Annotated in this window: 14 protein-coding genes; 9 read left to right on the top strand and 5 right to left on the bottom strand. The window is 37.0% G+C overall.

The genetic code is table 11. The annotated features are described in order from the left end of the window. The first annotated feature begins 53 nt into the window (after positions 1-53). The 7 genes from ACFQ3N_RS20100 (at position 54) to ACFQ3N_RS20070 (ending at position 7,851) form a co-directional block, all read left to right on the top strand. A complete protein-coding gene (locus ACFQ3N_RS20100) occupies positions 54-1,241 on the top strand; it encodes an HD-GYP domain-containing protein (protein WP_390364975.1) in 1,188 nt (395 codons plus the stop codon). Between the two features lie 142 nt (positions 1,242-1,383). Then, complete coding sequence (locus tag ACFQ3N_RS20095) at positions 1,384-2,568, top strand: peptidase (RefSeq protein ID WP_390364973.1); 1,185 nt, start codon at positions 1,384-1,386, stop codon at positions 2,566-2,568. 25 nt (positions 2,569-2,593) lie between these two features. Then, on the top strand, positions 2,594-2,896 hold the full coding sequence (locus ACFQ3N_RS20090) for a DUF3892 domain-containing protein (protein WP_390364971.1): 303 nt from the start codon (positions 2,594-2,596) through the stop codon (positions 2,894-2,896). 165 nt (positions 2,897-3,061) lie between these two features. Then, entirely contained in the window at positions 3,062-5,125 is a 2,064-nt protein-coding gene (locus ACFQ3N_RS20085; RefSeq protein ID WP_390364969.1) for a PAS domain S-box protein, read from the top strand. Positions 5,126-5,306: 181 nt separating this feature from the next. Beyond that, positions 5,307-6,521 carry an EAL domain-containing protein gene (locus tag ACFQ3N_RS20080; RefSeq protein ID WP_390364967.1) on the top strand — a complete coding sequence of 405 codons (1,215 nt, stop codon included), beginning with the start codon at positions 5,307-5,309 and terminating at the stop codon, positions 6,519-6,521. 109 nt (positions 6,522-6,630) lie between these two features. Continuing rightward, a complete protein-coding gene (locus ACFQ3N_RS20075) occupies positions 6,631-7,275 on the top strand; it encodes a DUF3889 domain-containing protein (RefSeq protein WP_390364965.1) in 645 nt (214 codons plus the stop codon). Positions 7,276-7,458: 183 nt separating this feature from the next. Continuing rightward, positions 7,459-7,851, top strand: a complete 393-nt coding sequence (locus ACFQ3N_RS20070) for a DUF1259 domain-containing protein (protein WP_390364963.1) — start codon at positions 7,459-7,461, stop codon at positions 7,849-7,851. 880 nt (positions 7,852-8,731) lie between these two features. Here ACFQ3N_RS20070 and ACFQ3N_RS20065 read toward each other — a convergent pair. Further along, positions 8,732-9,778, bottom strand: a complete 1,047-nt coding sequence (locus tag ACFQ3N_RS20065) for an FUSC family protein (protein ID WP_390364961.1) — start codon at positions 9,776-9,778, stop codon at positions 8,732-8,734. A 196-nt stretch (positions 9,779-9,974) separates the two neighbouring features. On the opposite strand from ACFQ3N_RS20065, the gene ACFQ3N_RS20060 reads away from it, so the two are divergent. Further along, complete coding sequence (locus ACFQ3N_RS20060) at positions 9,975-11,936, top strand: GTP-binding protein (RefSeq protein WP_390364959.1); 1,962 nt, start codon at positions 9,975-9,977, stop codon at positions 11,934-11,936. A gap of 526 nt (positions 11,937-12,462) precedes the next feature. Here the strand turns inward: ACFQ3N_RS20060 and ACFQ3N_RS20055 are convergent. The 4 genes from ACFQ3N_RS20055 to ACFQ3N_RS20040 all read right to left on the bottom strand — a co-directional run bounded on the left by ACFQ3N_RS20055 (position 12,463) and on the right by ACFQ3N_RS20040 (position 15,568). Next, positions 12,463-12,951, bottom strand: a complete 489-nt coding sequence (locus ACFQ3N_RS20055; protein ID WP_390364957.1) for a CBO0543 family protein — start codon at positions 12,949-12,951, stop codon at positions 12,463-12,465. Continuing rightward, positions 12,948-13,421: a CBO0543 family protein gene (locus ACFQ3N_RS20050; protein ID WP_390364955.1), complete on the bottom strand. Its 474-nt coding sequence runs from the start codon at positions 13,419-13,421 to the stop codon at positions 12,948-12,950. Before ACFQ3N_RS20050 ends, ACFQ3N_RS20055 begins: the two co-directional genes overlap by 4 nt. 430 nt (positions 13,422-13,851) lie before the next feature. Beyond that, on the bottom strand, positions 13,852-15,237 hold the full coding sequence (locus ACFQ3N_RS20045; protein WP_390364953.1) for a class II fumarate hydratase: 1,386 nt from the start codon (positions 15,235-15,237) through the stop codon (positions 13,852-13,854). Positions 15,238-15,388: 151 nt separating this feature from the next. Then, positions 15,389-15,568, bottom strand: a complete 180-nt coding sequence (locus ACFQ3N_RS20040) for a hypothetical protein (protein WP_390364952.1) — start codon at positions 15,566-15,568, stop codon at positions 15,389-15,391. A 150-nt stretch (positions 15,569-15,718) separates the two neighbouring features. Between ACFQ3N_RS20040 and ACFQ3N_RS20035 the strand changes: the two genes are divergently transcribed. Further along, the coding region (locus ACFQ3N_RS20035) for an RNA-guided endonuclease TnpB family protein (protein ID WP_390364950.1) at positions 15,719-16,490 on the top strand (772 nt) is incomplete at its 3' end.

The following is a 16,490-nucleotide window of genomic DNA, read 5'->3' as shown; positions in this document are numbered from 1 at the left end:
TATGGAATGCCGCTACATATATAGCTAATACTAGAAACAGAGAGGACTTCGAAATGCAAAACGAACTAAGAGACTCTACTTTATTAAATGAAGAAAAACGAACTACTATATGGTTTTTGTGGTTATTTTACATTGTATACTTTGTTTATGATGTAATTTATTATTACATTTTACCTGAAAATCCCTGGGGACCAGAGATTGGATTAGTCAGTGGTGGCCTGAATTATGTGATATACATAGTAATGTTTGCTCTTTTACCAATCGCTTATTATTTAATAAAAACAAAGAATCCGTGGTTAATAAAGTATATCTACTTTTTAACTTTCACATCTATAAATATTATGAATGACATTTGGGTCTATTGGGGGAGCGATGCTACGTACAGTAATGGAAATGTAGTTGAATTAGTAATCGTCCTCTTCTCGCCCATATTTGTTAATAAAAAATTCTTTCACATGGTTTCAATAGGGACAAGTTTAAAATTTATCATTGTAGGGTTAGTCCTTTTAGAACCGGTAGTTTTGTTTCCATTAGTTACAGTATTGGCATTGTCATTGATCGCCTACATTCTCCTTAATCGTTTTAAAAGTTATGTTACGGCGGTGGAGAACTCTTATAATAAACAACTAGAAGGAATTGTAAAAGGAATTATCGCAACGCTGGAACTGAAGGATCCATATACACGGGGTCACAGTGAACGAGTAGCTAACTACGCTATGATTCTAGCCCAGAATACAGGAGAATTGAAGGAAGGTGAATTAAATTCCTATTATTATTCCTGTCTATTGCATGATATTGGTAAAGTTCACATTCCAGATTCTATTTTAACTAAAACTGGTAAATTGACTCTAGAAGAATTTGAAGTGATTAAAACACACCCTGTTGTTGGGGCTAATGCAGTTAAGCAAGTGGAAGGGATTGCTGAGAATATTGATGTCATCAAACATCACCATGAACGTTGGGATGGAAAAGGCTATCCAGATGGATTAAAGAGAAATGAAACCCCGCTGCTTCCAAGAGTGACTGCCATTGCGGATGCATTTGATGCGATGACTTCCTCTCGTTCTTACCGGTCTGCTCTACCATTGGAGGAAGCCTACCAAGAAATTATGGATGGAAAAGGCACCCAGTTTGACCCGGAATTAGTAAACGTATTTGAAAAAGTATACCCTAAGTGGATCGAATATCACAAAAGCTATCATACCCAAATTAGTTTGGATGAAGTCGCAGCTACTAATTAAAGGGGGTGAATTCACATGAAAATCCGCAAACTTAACAAAATCAAAGTAACGTGCTGGTGGTGTGGCTTGATCGGCCGTTAATCATTCCAGTCATCAAGGGTGCTAGAAAGCTAGCATCCTATTTTTCTAGGGTGGTGAAAGCATGCATGTATCCTTACAATCTCAACTAGTTTTATATCCTCTAACGATTCGACAAGATAAGAAACATTATATTGTCGAAGAAAGCCTTTCAGGTGATTTTTTTGAGATGCCAAAGGTCTGTATTGATGCGATCCATTTGATTAATAAAGGTGACTCATTGGAACTTATCGAGCAAGAGTTAAAGTCGCAATACCCAGAGGAAGAAGTGGATCTAGTTGTATTCGCCAATCAGCTGATGGAGCTTGGTCTTATTAAAGAGATTGATGGTGAAATGATACAGGTAACAAAGAATAATCAATCGCCAAATGGCTTTTTGTGGCTCTCACCTCGGATAGGCCGGTTCATTTTTAACAAGGTAACAACTAAACTATTTATGGCTATTATGTTGATTAATATTATGCTTGTGTTTCTCAATCCGCAGTTATTACCTACATATCAGGATGTATTTTTGTTTGAAGCCATGACGTTTAATATTTTAACGTTTATGGGAGTTTCGTTAATTTTAATTATGATACATGAATTTGGCCATATTTTAGCCGTTCGTTCCTATGGCTTACCCGCTAAGTTGGAAGTGGGACACCGGTTGTTTTTTGTCGTATTCCAAACAGATTTATCTCCGGCATGGAAACTTTCACCGAAGCGACGTAACATGTTATATGCTGCTGGGATTTGCTGTGACCAATTGATGATCCTTATCGCATTTAGTATTAAATTGTCTTTCCCTGAAGGTAATGAAATTCTTACAGGAATCGTTGGAGTCGCCATTCTTGATATATGTATCAAAACGATTTACCAATGTTGTTTTTATATGAAGACAGACATCTATTATCTATGTGAAAATATAACAGGGTGTTACAACCTGATGGAAAATGGGAAAGAATACTTAAGTAAATGGATTCCGTTTATAAAACAGGACTCCACAACGGAGACGTTCGAGGAAGAAGCGAAATTTGTTCGCATGTATGGATTATTTTATATGTGTGGTGTTCTGTTTACAGTTGGTTTATTTATAATTTACTTCATACCACAAGCATTATATGCGTATTCACAAACACTACCTGAGTTATTGCATCCAGTTGGGAACCCATACTTTTGGGATGCGGTCGTTTTTCTTGGGCAATCGTTAATCATGGTGAGTTTATTACTCTACTCCTGGAATAAATCAAACACTTCCAGAACATACTAAGCCTGTGTTTAGGAGGTGTTTTTTAATGGAAAGTAAGGACTTTGAGCAAATATATAACGATTATAAGAATCAAGGAGAAAATCCAGCACAACAATCAGTGGATACAGACCAAGAAGAAATAGTTGCTGTTCGCAAAAATGACGATGGTGATATTATTGCATTTAAAACAGAAAGTGGAAGAGAGCTGGATTATGTCACCGCTTTAGATGAAGCAAAGGCAGGAAAGCTTGCTCATGTAGATGTATTCCATAAGTATGATAGAGATATCATCCGCAGTGAACCGGATGGAATGAAAGAAAATAATCTGGATAACTTAGATACCTTTTAAGTGAGATATGAAAAAGAATTCGATAAGTTCAGTGATCAGCCCATACTCATTTCGAGATGGGTTTATTTACGTGCATGATTGCTAAAATGTTGTATATTTTCATATTTTTAATTATAGTTAAAAAGTATATATTACAGCCGAGAAACGGAAAAGAGGTTTCATACGTTGCAACAATTTTTGGATAAGTTAGGTCGTGACCTTGAGGCAATTGAAAGCATGTTTAATACCATAGAGGATTTGTTATTTATAATGAATTTTGATGGAAATTCTTTTCGTTACGAATACGTGAATTTGCCGGGATTAAATATGTTAAATGTCGGAAGAGAAGAAGTCATAGGAAGTAAAATAGAGGATATAATGTCTTCAAAAGTAGCGAATAACTTGATAGCAAACTATCATCAGGTTATACAGACAAAAGAGCGAGTAAATTTTGAAGAAACAATAGAAAGTAACAACGGAGAATTTGTAGGGGAAACTTCTCTTAATCCAATACTTACAAACGATGGGGAGTGCGAATATATATTAGCCATCGTAAGAGATGTCACAGAACGAAGACACAATGAGCAAGAACTTTCAGATACAAAAGAACAGCTGGAGAGAAAACAAAAACGACTACATTCACTTGTTTCTCAAAATGATGATGCGGTGTTTGAGCTAGACTTAAATGGAAATTTTAAAAAAATAAACGATAGCGTTACTAGAATTACAGCATACGAAGAAAAGGAACTTTTGGGCAATTCCTTTTCTATTTTGGTGGAAGGAAATAGTGAAGATGTGAAGGAACACTTTAACCAGGTAATAGAAGGTGAAACGCATCAGGAGCTTGAGGTTTCTGTCTATCATAGGGATGGTCATGTACTTTTGCTGCAAGTGAGAACCATACCAGTTATTATTGATGGGATTTTAGAAGGTGTTTATGGTATAGCTAAAGATATCACAAAGGAAAAAGAAATGGAGAATGAACTGAACGAAGTAAAGAGTCAACTGGAGCTTGCATGGGATAATACGATGGATGCTATTTTTTTAATTGCTCAAGATGGTTCCGTTCTGACAGCCAATCCTACCTTTGAAAAAACGTTCGGATATCATGAGCAGGAAATAAAAGGTATTGCAACACCACCTATCTTTCCTGTACATGAAATTCCTGGCCAACAGCCTTTCCTTGATCGATTACACAAAGGGGAAACTATCACCAATCGTCCAGTACAAAGGCTTACAAAAGACGGACAGATGCTTGATATTCTAGCATCATACAGGCCAATCAATAAAGATAACGTTCTGGCTGTTGCGATGTACAGAGATGTTACAGATCGAAATCTTATCTTAAAGCAACTAGAAGAAAGCGAAAAGCGTTATCGCAAAATGATCGAGTTGTCCCCAGATGCTATCGTGATACATAAAAATAGAAAAGTTATATATATGAATAAAGCTGGAATAGAATTGTTAGGGATAAGCGATGTGAATAAGATAATCGGTAAGTCCATTTGGCCATTTGTACATCCGGATGAAAGAGGATGGATTGATGATGTAGCAGCTAAACTAGAGAACGAGGTTGAATTAGATAGTATGGGATTCTCTCCAATTAAAGAGAAGCTGATTCATTCTAACGGAAACGTCATCCATACTGAAGTCACCGCTGCACCAATCGAACTGAATGGAGAAATAGCGATACAAGCTATTTTTCGGGATATTTCGGAACGAATCAAACAGGAAGAACAGTTGGCATTTATGGCATTTCATGATCCGTTAACAGGATTGAAAAATAGAAGGTCGTTTCTTGATCAATTAGAAGAATCCATTAAAAGTGCTAATAATAAACATGAGGAAATGGCTGTAATGTACTTGGACATGGACGAATTTAAGTCTGTTAATGATGAATTTGGCCATGAGGTTGGCGATGAACTCCTAATCGAATTTGCTAAAAGACTGAAGGAAAATGTACGTGATTATGATACAATTTGTCGTATAGGTGGAGATGAGTTTCTTATTCTCCTAGAAAATATAACCGATCAACAATGTGTAACCGATATTGCTGATAGAGTACATGATGCTTCTCAAGAACCATATATCATTAAGAATAATGTCATTAACGTAACAACAAGTATTGGTATTTCTTTTTATCCAGATGATGGGATAACTGCTAAAATGCTGATTCATCACGCTGATGAGGCAATGTACCTGGGGAAGAAAGAAGGAAACAGGTTTAGTGTTTATTCACCATGTAATTGAATGTAGGCTCGAGGTAAAGTGCTTATTAAAAGAGTAAACGTGTAGCAAAAGCCACATGTTTACTCTTTTAATAAGTAGTAATACATAAACGTGAAAATGTAACAGTACTCATAGACAGAAATTTAACAAATGGATGAAAGAAGAATTATAATATAGAGGTAGAGTAAGAGGAGGCATACTCATGGATCCGTTAGATATTGTTGGAAATATGGATAAAGTAAAACCTGTTTATCAGCCCATTATTAGTGCCATTCGGTATGATGTGATTGGATATGAAGTGTTAGGACGATTCCACGATGGTAATGAGTGGAGAAGTCTTGGGAATTTCTTTCAAGATACTGAGGTGCCAGAAGAATTTAAAGTCGAAGTAGATCAACACTTATTAGAAATAGCCGTTTTAAAAATGCTTGAGTTAAACAAAGAAGGCAACTTGTTTATCAATCGAAATGCCAAACAACTAACCTTAGATAACGGGGATTACTTGCTAGAGGCACTACAAAAGTTTGAACAAAAAGGATTCTCTATGGACAGAATTGTAATAGAGGTAACAGAGCATGACTTTGATGAAGACTTTGATTCGCTTAGTCATTTACTGCAATATTATAAAACATTTGGAATAAAATTTGCTATTGATCGTGTGGGTGCCAAAAGCTCGAACATAGATCGAATCCGTCAGCTGGAACCACATATTTTAAAAATAAATACAAAGATAATTCGTACCTACAATGCTGAAGGTTTTCAGGATATTATGTATTCCCTATCCATGTTAGCCAGAAGAATAGGTGCTGCCATGCTATTTGAAAATATTGAAGTAGACTCCCAACTGCATTTCGCTTGGAAACATGGTGGTCGTTTTTATCAAGGGCATTACCTTGCAAAACCAAAATTCGATCTAGCATCGGGAGATTCACTTTCGTTAAATGTCGGAAAAGAAATTGACACGTATATTCAACGTGAAAAATCACTGGTTAAACAACGATTGGGTCTTGTTCTATCCTGGGAACAGAAAGTAAGAGAGTTACTTCCCAAATGGGACGGCCCTGGAAATGTTGATTCGTTTATCGAAGCTGTAACGAATCAATTTGATGAAGAAAGTTTTCGTATGTTTGTTTGTAACGATAATGGACAGCAAGTGTCATCAAACTTTCGCAAACGTGATGAAACCTGGGAACCGGAGCCACATAAAAAGGGTTCAAACTGGGCTTTTCGTCCTTATTTTCTTGAAAATGTGATGCAAATGAAAACATGGAGTAAAGGTATATTATCTGACATTTACTCGGACATTGAGACAAGGGAAATGATTCGTACGTTTAGCTACCCGTTAACGGATCAGTATTTTTTGTTTATCGATATTCGTTATGCTTTTATTTATGAACATGATTTTTTACTTATTTGAAGTGTTAAGTAGAAATGGTTGGAATAATCCAAGCCCATCTGTCACCGGTCAACCTGATTGATGCATATGTTATCAATGAGTTTTGATTTAGACAGGAGGTTAAATGAAGATGCAATACATGAATTGGTACGTAAATAGTCCTTATCACGTTAACCCTTATTATGGGTACTATGGAAGGTATTCTCCAAATCCTTATTATATCAATAACCGTCAACAACCCACTAGAGGTCAAGCGACATGGACAGAAGGGGGCCAAGTTACACAGTGTGGCATACCTTGGTCAACGAACAGATACATGACGGCCGCTGTTGGTGAGGATTCACCCTATCAATGTGGTGATATCCTTAAAATAAGGAACCAATCCATACCAGGTAGAGAAGTAATAGTAACGGTAGTTGATCAAGTATCTGGCTATCCTGCAAATAAAATTAATCTTCATCGGAGAGCTTTTGAAGCATTGGGTGCAAACTTGAGTCAAGGTGTTATAAATATTGATATTATACCATCACCTGAGTTGGAAGAACAAAAATGGGGGAAGTATTTATTGGAAGTCGTACAAATTGCTTATCCAGGTTATAGCGTCACAGACTACAATAAAACAGGTGAAACCCAAATGAATGCCGCTCAAAAGAGGGAAACATATGAATATATGCTGCAGTCCCCCGCAGAAAATATTAAAGTCCAAGGTAGCGTGATTTACAATACCGATACAGACCGAATTGTTTCCTTTGATATTCAGGAAGTAAATGGCTAAACAGAAATCTAGTGTCTGGCACCGATGGAGTGAGGATCATCCTAGGTGTCAGACATTTTTTGGTAGATAAGTGCAATTTAGGGCGATATTCTAAGAATAAATGCAAACAATATCTTTATCCAACATGGAACAAAACATCTGCCCAACACATAACGTATGGTAAAAATGGTGAGGGTGTTTAGGATGAATCACTTTAATACATTGTGTCAGCAGTATGCTCAAATACTGAACGGAGGAAAGCCAACGATTGAACATGGTGTCTGTTCTGTTGAGTTTGATCGGGATCTGGATGTAACCATTCAAAGTCGTCCGAGTCGTGGAGAGCTTCATGCCGAGGTTATGTTTGAATCGCTGGATCAGGAAGGCAATGCACTCAATATGGGAGAAACGGTTATTCTCGAAGAAGAGATTCCCTTATTCATAAGTATTTTGGTGAGAAATGGTATTATTATAAGTGCTTTGCATAATCACTGGCTGTATACCGAGCCAACTATTCTTTATTTACACTTTCAGTCTGTTGAGCCGCCATTAACTTTCGCACGTAAAGTAGCAGAAGCATTCTCTGTTTTAAACTAAATAAACTAAAAGTCCTGTCACCCTTAGTGTGTTCATAGTTGATGTAAAATGCGACGTAAATTTCTCGACATCGAGTGCTATAAAACCGCTTCGGCAGAATACTTCGCTTTCCGTGGGCACGGCCTCAGCCCTCCTCAGAAGCAAAGAACGCTTCTTCCGGGGGTCTTCGGACACGTGCTGTTCCCACAGGACAAGGTATGCTTCGAAGCGTAGCATCCCACGAAGAAAATCGGTTTGTATTTTCGAGGAGTCTACATATTCTGCCTACGCTTGTCATGGCTTTCTAATCATTGTTTGATAAAACATTTGGAATCTTGTTACTTGAACAGAAAGCTGTTCTAAGCTGTGAAAAAATGTTACACTCCTGGGCAAGAACAGCTTCTGAAGTCCCCACAGGCGAGGAGTCACTGCCCGCAGAGAAAATCAAACAACATAAATATGATAAAAAACGAAATGAAAGCTGCTGTTTTATTATGGAAAACTATACCAGCGGCGGAAATACACGAAGACTCCTTGAAAAAGGAAATCACTTTTTCTGCGTGCGATGTAATGCTGCCGTAGCTTTCCTTGTTCTGCGGGAGGATAGGCCTAGGAGGCTGTCCGACGAAGTGAAATTGCCGAATATTTATTCAAAATATGGTGGATTATACATTAATAATTCAGTGTGAATGCATATATATTCACACTGAATTATTCCATCGGACAGCCTCCTAGGTGAGATTCTGAAATGCGTTAGCATGAAGAAGCTCACCAGCCGCCCTAAGATGCGCGAAGTGTATTTCCGGAGCGAGTAACAGCGCCACCCATCATCTCAAGTTACGACGCATCATATATCTATTTCTCTCAAAAGCAACAATCTTTACGAAAACAGGCTTCGTTATTACTTCTCTTCCTTCAATTCCTTTATTCGCACAAGCCTTTCTAGTTTATCTAACTCAAAAAATAGCTCAATAATACTGTTTGCAATTGGAAAAACAAAATTCCACTTGTATAGTTCTGCCCCTTGTAATTCCTCGATGAGGTTATTGATTGTGACTTGCATGGCTGCTTTTGTTTCTTTCTGCAGATCCATGTTAAGAATAATTTTATTTTCATATAATAAAAAAACATTTTCGCTGTAGCTGTTTATTTCTTTTGCGAGCTTTTTAATTAAGTAGGATTTATTGCTCGAAATGGTCTCGATTTCCTGGATGTTTTTCTCTAGCTGACGAATCAACGTTTGCTTTTTATCTAGCACCTGAATCATATGCTTATAAATAATAATGTTTCGGTAAAAGCTCAACCGATTTTTTATAAATATTCGGCTTCTCTCATCCGAAATGATTTCATAATAGTCCTCTGCTTCGTTAAGTAATTTCTCAACTTCCGTATCTTCTTTTTTCATCCTAGGAATGCTCATAGTACTGTTTGGTATGACACGTAATAGAAAATTCATTTTATCACTGGCTTTTTTAATAATAGTAAACAAGTTCTTCTGATGGTCTGGTGGAAAAACGATCACGTTAATAATAAAGGCAGAAAAAACTCCAATTGCAACTAATGATAATCGATTAATAATGTTTATAAGGCTTAACCCATCAGTATTAACTAACATTAATGCGATGATGGTTAAGATCGTCAAGCTTACGGTTTTATAAAGGCCAAGCCTGATGTTAATTGCAATGGAAATGATCACAACAGCACCAACAGAAAGTGGATGCGTTCCAAGCAGGAAAGTACCAAGCACGGCAAAAATAAGTCCAACCCCATTGGAGATGATAACTTCTTTAATATAATTGTATGACCGCATAATGGAAGGCTGCATCGCCAACACGGCAGCGATCGCCGCAACAATTTCCAGTTGAAGGTTGAGTATACCTGTTAATAGTAAAGTCAATGTAACAGCAAGTCCCGTTTTTACCATACGTGGACCGATATTAAATTCCATTTATTGCACCTCTGAAAAGATAGAATTAATCCTCAATTACTGATAAGGATTTATAAAATAATTCTATGTTTGAATTTTCTTGTACAGACCTATTATAACACTAGTTTCCAATGTCATATAAGTTTTTTAGGTTGCTAGGTTAAGCTTTTGATATAATATAATAATATACTAGAATTGATAACGGGGAGGGCACACGATGAATAAAACAATTGGAATCGTCGCACATGTTGATGCAGGCAAAACTACCTTCTCAGAACAACTGCTTTATCATACGAAAAGCATTAAACAAAGAGGGCGAGTGGACAATAAGGATGCTTTTCTCGATAGTCATGACATAGAAAAGAAAAGAGGCATCACTGTTTTTGCTGATCAGGGAAAATTTTCTTACAACGATTCGACCTATTATCTGATCGACACGCCAGGTCACGTCGATTTTTCCCCGGAAATGGAACGAGCTATCCAAGTAATGGACTATGCCATTGTAATTATCAGTGCTGTTGAAGGTGTGGAAGGACATACGGAAACCGTTTGGCAGTTGCTCCAAAAACATGAGGTACCTACATTTTTCTTTATCAATAAAACGGATCGTGAAGGGGCGAATGTAGAGGAAGTTCTGGATGAAATTAGATCTAATGTAACAGAGAATATTTGTGATCTAACACAGAGCTTTTCTGAAGGCGAAATGAAAGAAGAATTAGTGGAATTTCTTGCAGAACGTGATGAAACGTTATTTGATACGTATATGGAGTCAGGTTATGACAAGGATTTATGGTTACATACATTAAAAAGATTAATAGCTGAAAATAAATTATATGCTGCTTCCAGTGGTTCAGCATTAAAAGATACAGGTGTCAAATCGTTTTTTGAAAAGCTAGATCAGTTAACAGAAACATCTTATAACGACGATGAAGACTTTGCTGGTCAGGTGTATAAAATTCGATATGATAATAGCGGGAACAGAATTACATTTGTAAAAAGCTTTAGCGGCACAATAGCTGTTAGGAATATGCTTAGTTATGGAAATGAAAAAAATAGAAATTCCGAGAAAGTGACACAACTTCGTGTTTATCATGGAGAGGATTATACGCAAGTAGATCAGGTTTCTGCTGGTGAATTATTCGCAATCGTAGGGTTATCCAAGGCTTCTGTTGGGGATGGGGTCGGTGAGTACGCGGAAAAGGTTCAGTATGAAATGATGCCGATGCTGAAGTCAAAGATTGTTTTCGATTCATCCATGCATGTAAAAGATGTACTGCGTTGTTTTAACATATTGGATGCAGAAGATCCATCACTAAGGGTACTTTGGGATGAACATTTTCAACAAATTTATATCCATGTGATGGGAGTAGTTCAACTTGAGGTACTTGAACAGCTTGTTAAAGAGCGGTTTCAGTTTGATGTTTCTTTTGATGAACCCGAGATTCTTTATATGGAAACAATCGAAACAGTAGTAAATGGGTATGGTCATTTTGAGCCGTTAAAGCACTATGCAGAAGTCCATCTTAAGTTAGAACCTGGACATAGAGAATCAGGAATTTCGTTTGAGACTATTTGCCACCCAAATGACTTATCTATTGGTAATCAGAATTTAATTCGTCATCATTTATTTGAACGTGATCACCACGGCATACTTACAGGTTCTCCTGTTACTGATTTAAAAGTCACATTACTGACTGGACGTTCCCATCATAAACACACTTCAGGCGGTGACTTCCGGGAAGCGACATATCGAGCATTACGGCAAGGATTAGAGAAAGCAAATAACGTACTCCTTGAGCCATATTACCAGTTTAAAATTAAAGTAGATATAGACGATATGGGTAGGGTACTATCTGATATTGAAAAGGCACATGGAACATTCGATCCACCAGAAACGATAGCGGACAAAGCAATTGTTACGGGAATAGCACCAGTTTCTACTTTTAAAAATTATTCGACCATGTTCGTTTCATTCACACATGGAAAAGGAGTATTAAGTCTCCGTTATGGTGGATATGATCGTTGTCATAATGAGGAGGAGATTATTGAGCAATTAGCTTATGATAAAAATGCCGATTCACAATACACATCCAGTTCTATATTCTGTGCGAAAGGTAAAGGGTATAAAGTTCCTTGGGATAAGGCAGAGAATGAGATGCATGTAGATGGTAATAGGTGAGTAATATACAAGGAAAACACTGCAATTTTATTATAATTGCAGTGTTTTTTGCTGAAGGTAAAAAAACCAAACCCTTAATTCTATCAAAATATTGCCAGGAAATCTTACTATCAGAATTACACGTTTTGCTGAATATTTATATGAAAAAAAACATAGAAATTAGACAAATGCCATCAATCTGACATTTTGAATCGTAAGAATCCTAATGAGAAAGAAGGATGATCAATGTTGTGGTGCAGATTTTGTGAAGTAAGAACGAGCAGTAAGTGCAAGAGGTGTTCGAAGGCAATATGCAGTAAATGTTATGTCAGAGAACGGGGACTTATCTATTGTAATAATCAGTGTTTTGGTAAGGAAGTTAACAAGGCTAAATGAAAAGATGTATTGACCTAGTAACATGAGAGAAGATAAAGCGCCTAGACTGCCTTTGCCCTGAGTGAAACAAGGAAAGGCAGTTAATTTTTTAGTAGATAAGAAAGATAAAACTTTCTTACCTACTAAGTGCAACTAAGGCTTGGTGATAAGCTTAGTTTTCTAATGATTCAATTTCTTTTGATAAACCGTTAAAGAACCATACACAAAACCGTCTGGATAACATTAATGTAATGAACAACGTGATCCATGTCCAGTACCAAGACCAATGTAAGTATTCTATTACATCTGTATACTTCTCTAAAAGTAGCTCTGGAATTGTAAGTACTGTACAGAAGGAAGCATAGTAGCCCAACTTATATAAACGGGTTCTGTAGTAAGGGTAAAATGAAACAAAGATACCACATATTGTTGGATATGCAAAATACTCAAAAGTAAAACTAGCACGATTAACGTCTGAAAAAAAACGAATAGGATAGGAAATTAAATTATATTCAACTACTGCTAAGCCAAAAAGCAAAGTAATAGCTTGTTTAAATAAAAACGCCACAATGGCTATCCTCTTTCTATCTTTCGGAATAATGAAAAGTAAACAAGCAGTAAGAATCCAAGCAAAAATCAAGATCGTCCATTCTAAAATCATGGTGAAATCCTCTTCTCAGGTTCAAACAATAATTTGTTTCTGAAAAACCAATGATAGATTACATTCGTTATGACAAATAATCCCAAAAAAACGAGCCATGTCCAATACCATGCATAATTAACATAATCAATTAATTTGGTGAACTTCACAAACATCAAATCAATTAATACCAATACGGAAATACAAATTGATAAATATACAACACGGATTAAGAAGTTATTTTTTGGCTCATAGATTATATAAAATCCACAAAGTAATGGATATAAAAACCCTTCCGTAGCAAGTAAAATGTCTGAAGCATTGGGAAACTCACGAGTAGGAAATGAAATTAAATCAAACTTTAAATGTAGTAGACCACTTAACCATTTAAGAGCCTGGCAAACAAGGAATGCCAAAATCAATTTTCTTTTTAGATTTTTAGGAGTGATAATGATAAAAAGTGCGATTCCAATAATCCAAATAAGAACCAAAATTATATGGTCAAGAGACATAATAATTTCCTTTCGTTTAATAGTTATTTATTAAGATTTATGCAAATTCAACACTTAAGCGCATGGATTATTTTTTAATTTTTAACAACCATACCCCTATAACTAGATCCACATTCGATTATATAAATGAACGATGATATTCCTCTAAAAAGCAATAACCTAATCTAAAGCTACAATCGAACTAACTAAGTGTTTTGGGGGCAAATAGGTAATACATTTTTAATTAGTAAATAAAGTACAAATTGAAAGTCATGTATATTTATCTACGGAATATTCCAGGTCCAGATCAAGCGCCTAGACACTTAAGACATAAGCAGTCCGACTCCGTGTGGTGCGTCCACACTACGAGAACTACTTATGCTTGTCGTGTCTTTCAAAGCGCTTCTAGCTTTTGCTTCAATTCTAACCGTTAAACCATTCCAGTAGGATCTATTGCGTTTTCCAATTCAGGAGTTAGTATACCTCGTTCCTGGAGGACCTGCTTTATCGTTATATTTTTGTTATCTGCTTCATTTCCAATCTGTGAAGCGAGATCATATCCCAAAATCGGACTTAGTCCTGTAACTAAGGATAGACTCTCTTCCATCCAATTTTTGCAGATGACTTCATTTCCTTGAATTCCGCTGATACACTTTGCTGTAAGAGTTGGAATTGCATTCGATAATAATGCGATCGAATCGAGAACGGTATGAGCAATCACTGGCATCATCACATTGATTTCCAATTGACTTGCCGTGCCTGCTGTTGCAACTGCTGTTTCATAACCGATGACTTGGCAGCATACCATGTAAGTCATTTCCAATATAGCTGGATTTACTTTTCCAGGCATAATCGTTGAACCAGGCTGAAGAGTGGGAAGCGTTATTTCTGCTAAGCCAGTTCGTGGACCTGATGCTAGTAATCGCAGATCACTCGTTATCTTAATTAAGTGAACAGCTAATTCCTTTAATGCAAGTGATGTACGTATTGCCGCATTTCGGTTTTGCATATAACTGAACATACTTTCTGGTGCGCGAAAAGGTGCATTCGTGCGATTGCAAATTTCCGTAACTACTGTTTGCGGATAATCCTGATGTGTGTTGATGATTGTACCTATTGCATTTCCCCCTAAACCAAGTTCATATAACCCGTCAAGGCAGTCTTCAATTTGATGATACACAGATTCAATTGTTCCAGCATACCCGGAGAATTCCTGGCCTAGGCGAATTGGAATTGCGTCATGTAAATGAGTTCGACCGCTTTTTAAAATTGGCATAAACTCAACTGATTTTCGCTTTAATTCTTTTTGTAAGTTGTAGATGGCGGGGAGGAGTTGTTCATTAATATTCTCCACGCATGCGATATGGAGTGCTGCTGGGAAGGTGTCGTTGGTTGATTGTGCCATGTTTACATGGTCATTTGCATGGACGGTATACGACTCTAGAGAACCAGTCATGATTTCTGAAGCGCGATTTGCGATGATCTCATTGGCGTTCATATTTTGTGATGTTCCAGCTCCAGCCTGATATACATCGACTACGAATTGATCGTCCCATTTTCCTTCAATGACTTCTTCAGCGGCTTCGACAATGGCCTTTCCTTTATCACTTGCAAGCATGCCTAATTGCATATTTGCTTTTGCTGCTGAAGCTTTAATAATTCCTTGTGCTTTAATAAACGACCGTGGAAGTCGCCGTCCACTGATTTGAAAATTTTCTACTGCGCGCTGGGTTTGAGCACCGTAATAAGCTGTTTTTGGAACTAATATTCTACCCATTGGATCTTTCTCCGTGCGATAGTGGTCTGAAGGTTGCATGGATGTCTCTCCTCCGCTATGTATGTTTGCTCTTTTATATATGTTCTCCATTACTGGGATTTGTATAACAACTTTTAGGTAGTAGAAGGGTTAATTTAGGTAGCAGGCAAATAAAAAAGAATCGTTTTCCCATGATTGTGGATAACGATTCTTATGTTTCATTCGATACATGTGATCTTTCTTCGTTTTCGTTTTTCTTGTTCGTAAGTCCAGCTGTGTAAAAGGACTTCTGCTCAATTCCGGTTTCAATCTTCCTTCTCGCTCGAGTTTTTGACGCTTTTTTTGAGCATTGGATTTGGCCATGTGTTTCACGCTCCTCATTTAAATTCATTTTATCATCAGACAGAAGACTCCCTCTTCAAGCGCGGGAAGGGCTTTAGCTCAACGATAAGGGGGAGATGAATGGCGGTTGGCGATAGCCAAAACGAACCTCATCGTGCTATAATTAGAACAAATGTTCCTGTGAATATGAGGTGAAATCATGCTAGTAAAGAAGGCTTTTAAGTTCCGTATCTTCCCGAATAAGAAGCAGATAGAGTTGATTCATAAAACGATTGGTTGTTCTAGATTTGTTTTCAACTTCTTTCTCGCCAAACAGAAAGAAAAAGATGCCTTTTGGTATATCGCTGAAGAGATGAAACAAAATGGTCAATTACCATCTAACAACTGGAAAGGTGAGTTTTTCCATAAATATGAATCGGTGAAAGCAGTTCGTCAATTGAAAGAGAACTACCCTTTTTTGAAAGAGGTAGACAGTATTTCCCTACAAAAGTCAGTTGAAAATTTAGCTGACGGGTATCAACGCTATTATAAAAAACAAACTAAAGCACCTCGCTTTAAAAGTAAAAAGAATAATGTGCAGTCTTATAGCACGAAACAAACGAACGGCAATATGGATGTTTTAGAAAATCATATCAAGCTACCAAAGCTCGGGCTCGTTCGTTATGCCAAGAGTCGTGAAATAGATGGTCGTATTATCAATGCGACGATTAGACGTAATCCAAGCGGAAAGTACTTTGTATCTATCGTTGCAGAAACAGAAGTAAGCGAATTAACTAAAACAAACTCTAGTACAGGTGTGGATGTAGGATTAAAGGACTTCGCTATCCTTTCAGATGGCACGAAATATAAAAATAACCGCTATTTCAAGTCCTTAGAAGAAAAGCTCATAAAAGCCCAACAGATCCTATCAAGACGTGTCATTGGTTCAAACAACTGGTATAAACAAAAAACAAAGGTTGCCAGAATTCATG

The organism is Virgibacillus byunsanensis (assembly GCF_042675965.1).
Taxonomy (GTDB): Bacteria; Bacillota; Bacilli; order Bacillales; family Amphibacillaceae; genus Virgibacillus_R; species Virgibacillus_R byunsanensis.
Note: the sequence above shows the minus strand (reverse complement) of the source record. Positions and strands in the feature narration are given on the sequence as shown.

Coding starts and splice junctions, on each gene's coding strand:
- ACFQ3N_RS20100 (WP_390364975.1), top strand. CDS start 54: ATGCAAAACGAACTAAGAGACTCTACTTTATTAAATGAAGAAAAACGA.
- ACFQ3N_RS20095 (WP_390364973.1), top strand. CDS start 1,384: ATGCATGTATCCTTACAATCTCAACTAGTTTTATATCCTCTAACGATT.
- ACFQ3N_RS20090 (WP_390364971.1), top strand. CDS start 2,594: ATGGAAAGTAAGGACTTTGAGCAAATATATAACGATTATAAGAATCAA.
- ACFQ3N_RS20080 (WP_390364967.1), top strand. CDS start 5,307: ATGGATCCGTTAGATATTGTTGGAAATATGGATAAAGTAAAACCTGTT.
- ACFQ3N_RS20075 (WP_390364965.1), top strand. CDS start 6,631: ATGCAATACATGAATTGGTACGTAAATAGTCCTTATCACGTTAACCCT.
- ACFQ3N_RS20070 (WP_390364963.1), top strand. CDS start 7,459: ATGAATCACTTTAATACATTGTGTCAGCAGTATGCTCAAATACTGAAC.
- ACFQ3N_RS20065 (WP_390364961.1), bottom strand. CDS start 9,778: ATGGAATTTAATATCGGTCCACGTATGGTAAAAACGGGACTTGCTGTT.
- ACFQ3N_RS20060 (WP_390364959.1), top strand. CDS start 9,975: ATGAATAAAACAATTGGAATCGTCGCACATGTTGATGCAGGCAAAACT.
- ACFQ3N_RS20055 (WP_390364957.1), bottom strand. CDS start 12,951: ATGATTTTAGAATGGACGATCTTGATTTTTGCTTGGATTCTTACTGCT.
- ACFQ3N_RS20045 (WP_390364953.1), bottom strand. CDS start 15,237: ATGCAACCTTCAGACCACTATCGCACGGAGAAAGATCCAATGGGTAGA.
- ACFQ3N_RS20040 (WP_390364952.1), bottom strand. CDS start 15,568: ATGAATTTAAATGAGGAGCGTGAAACACATGGCCAAATCCAATGCTCA.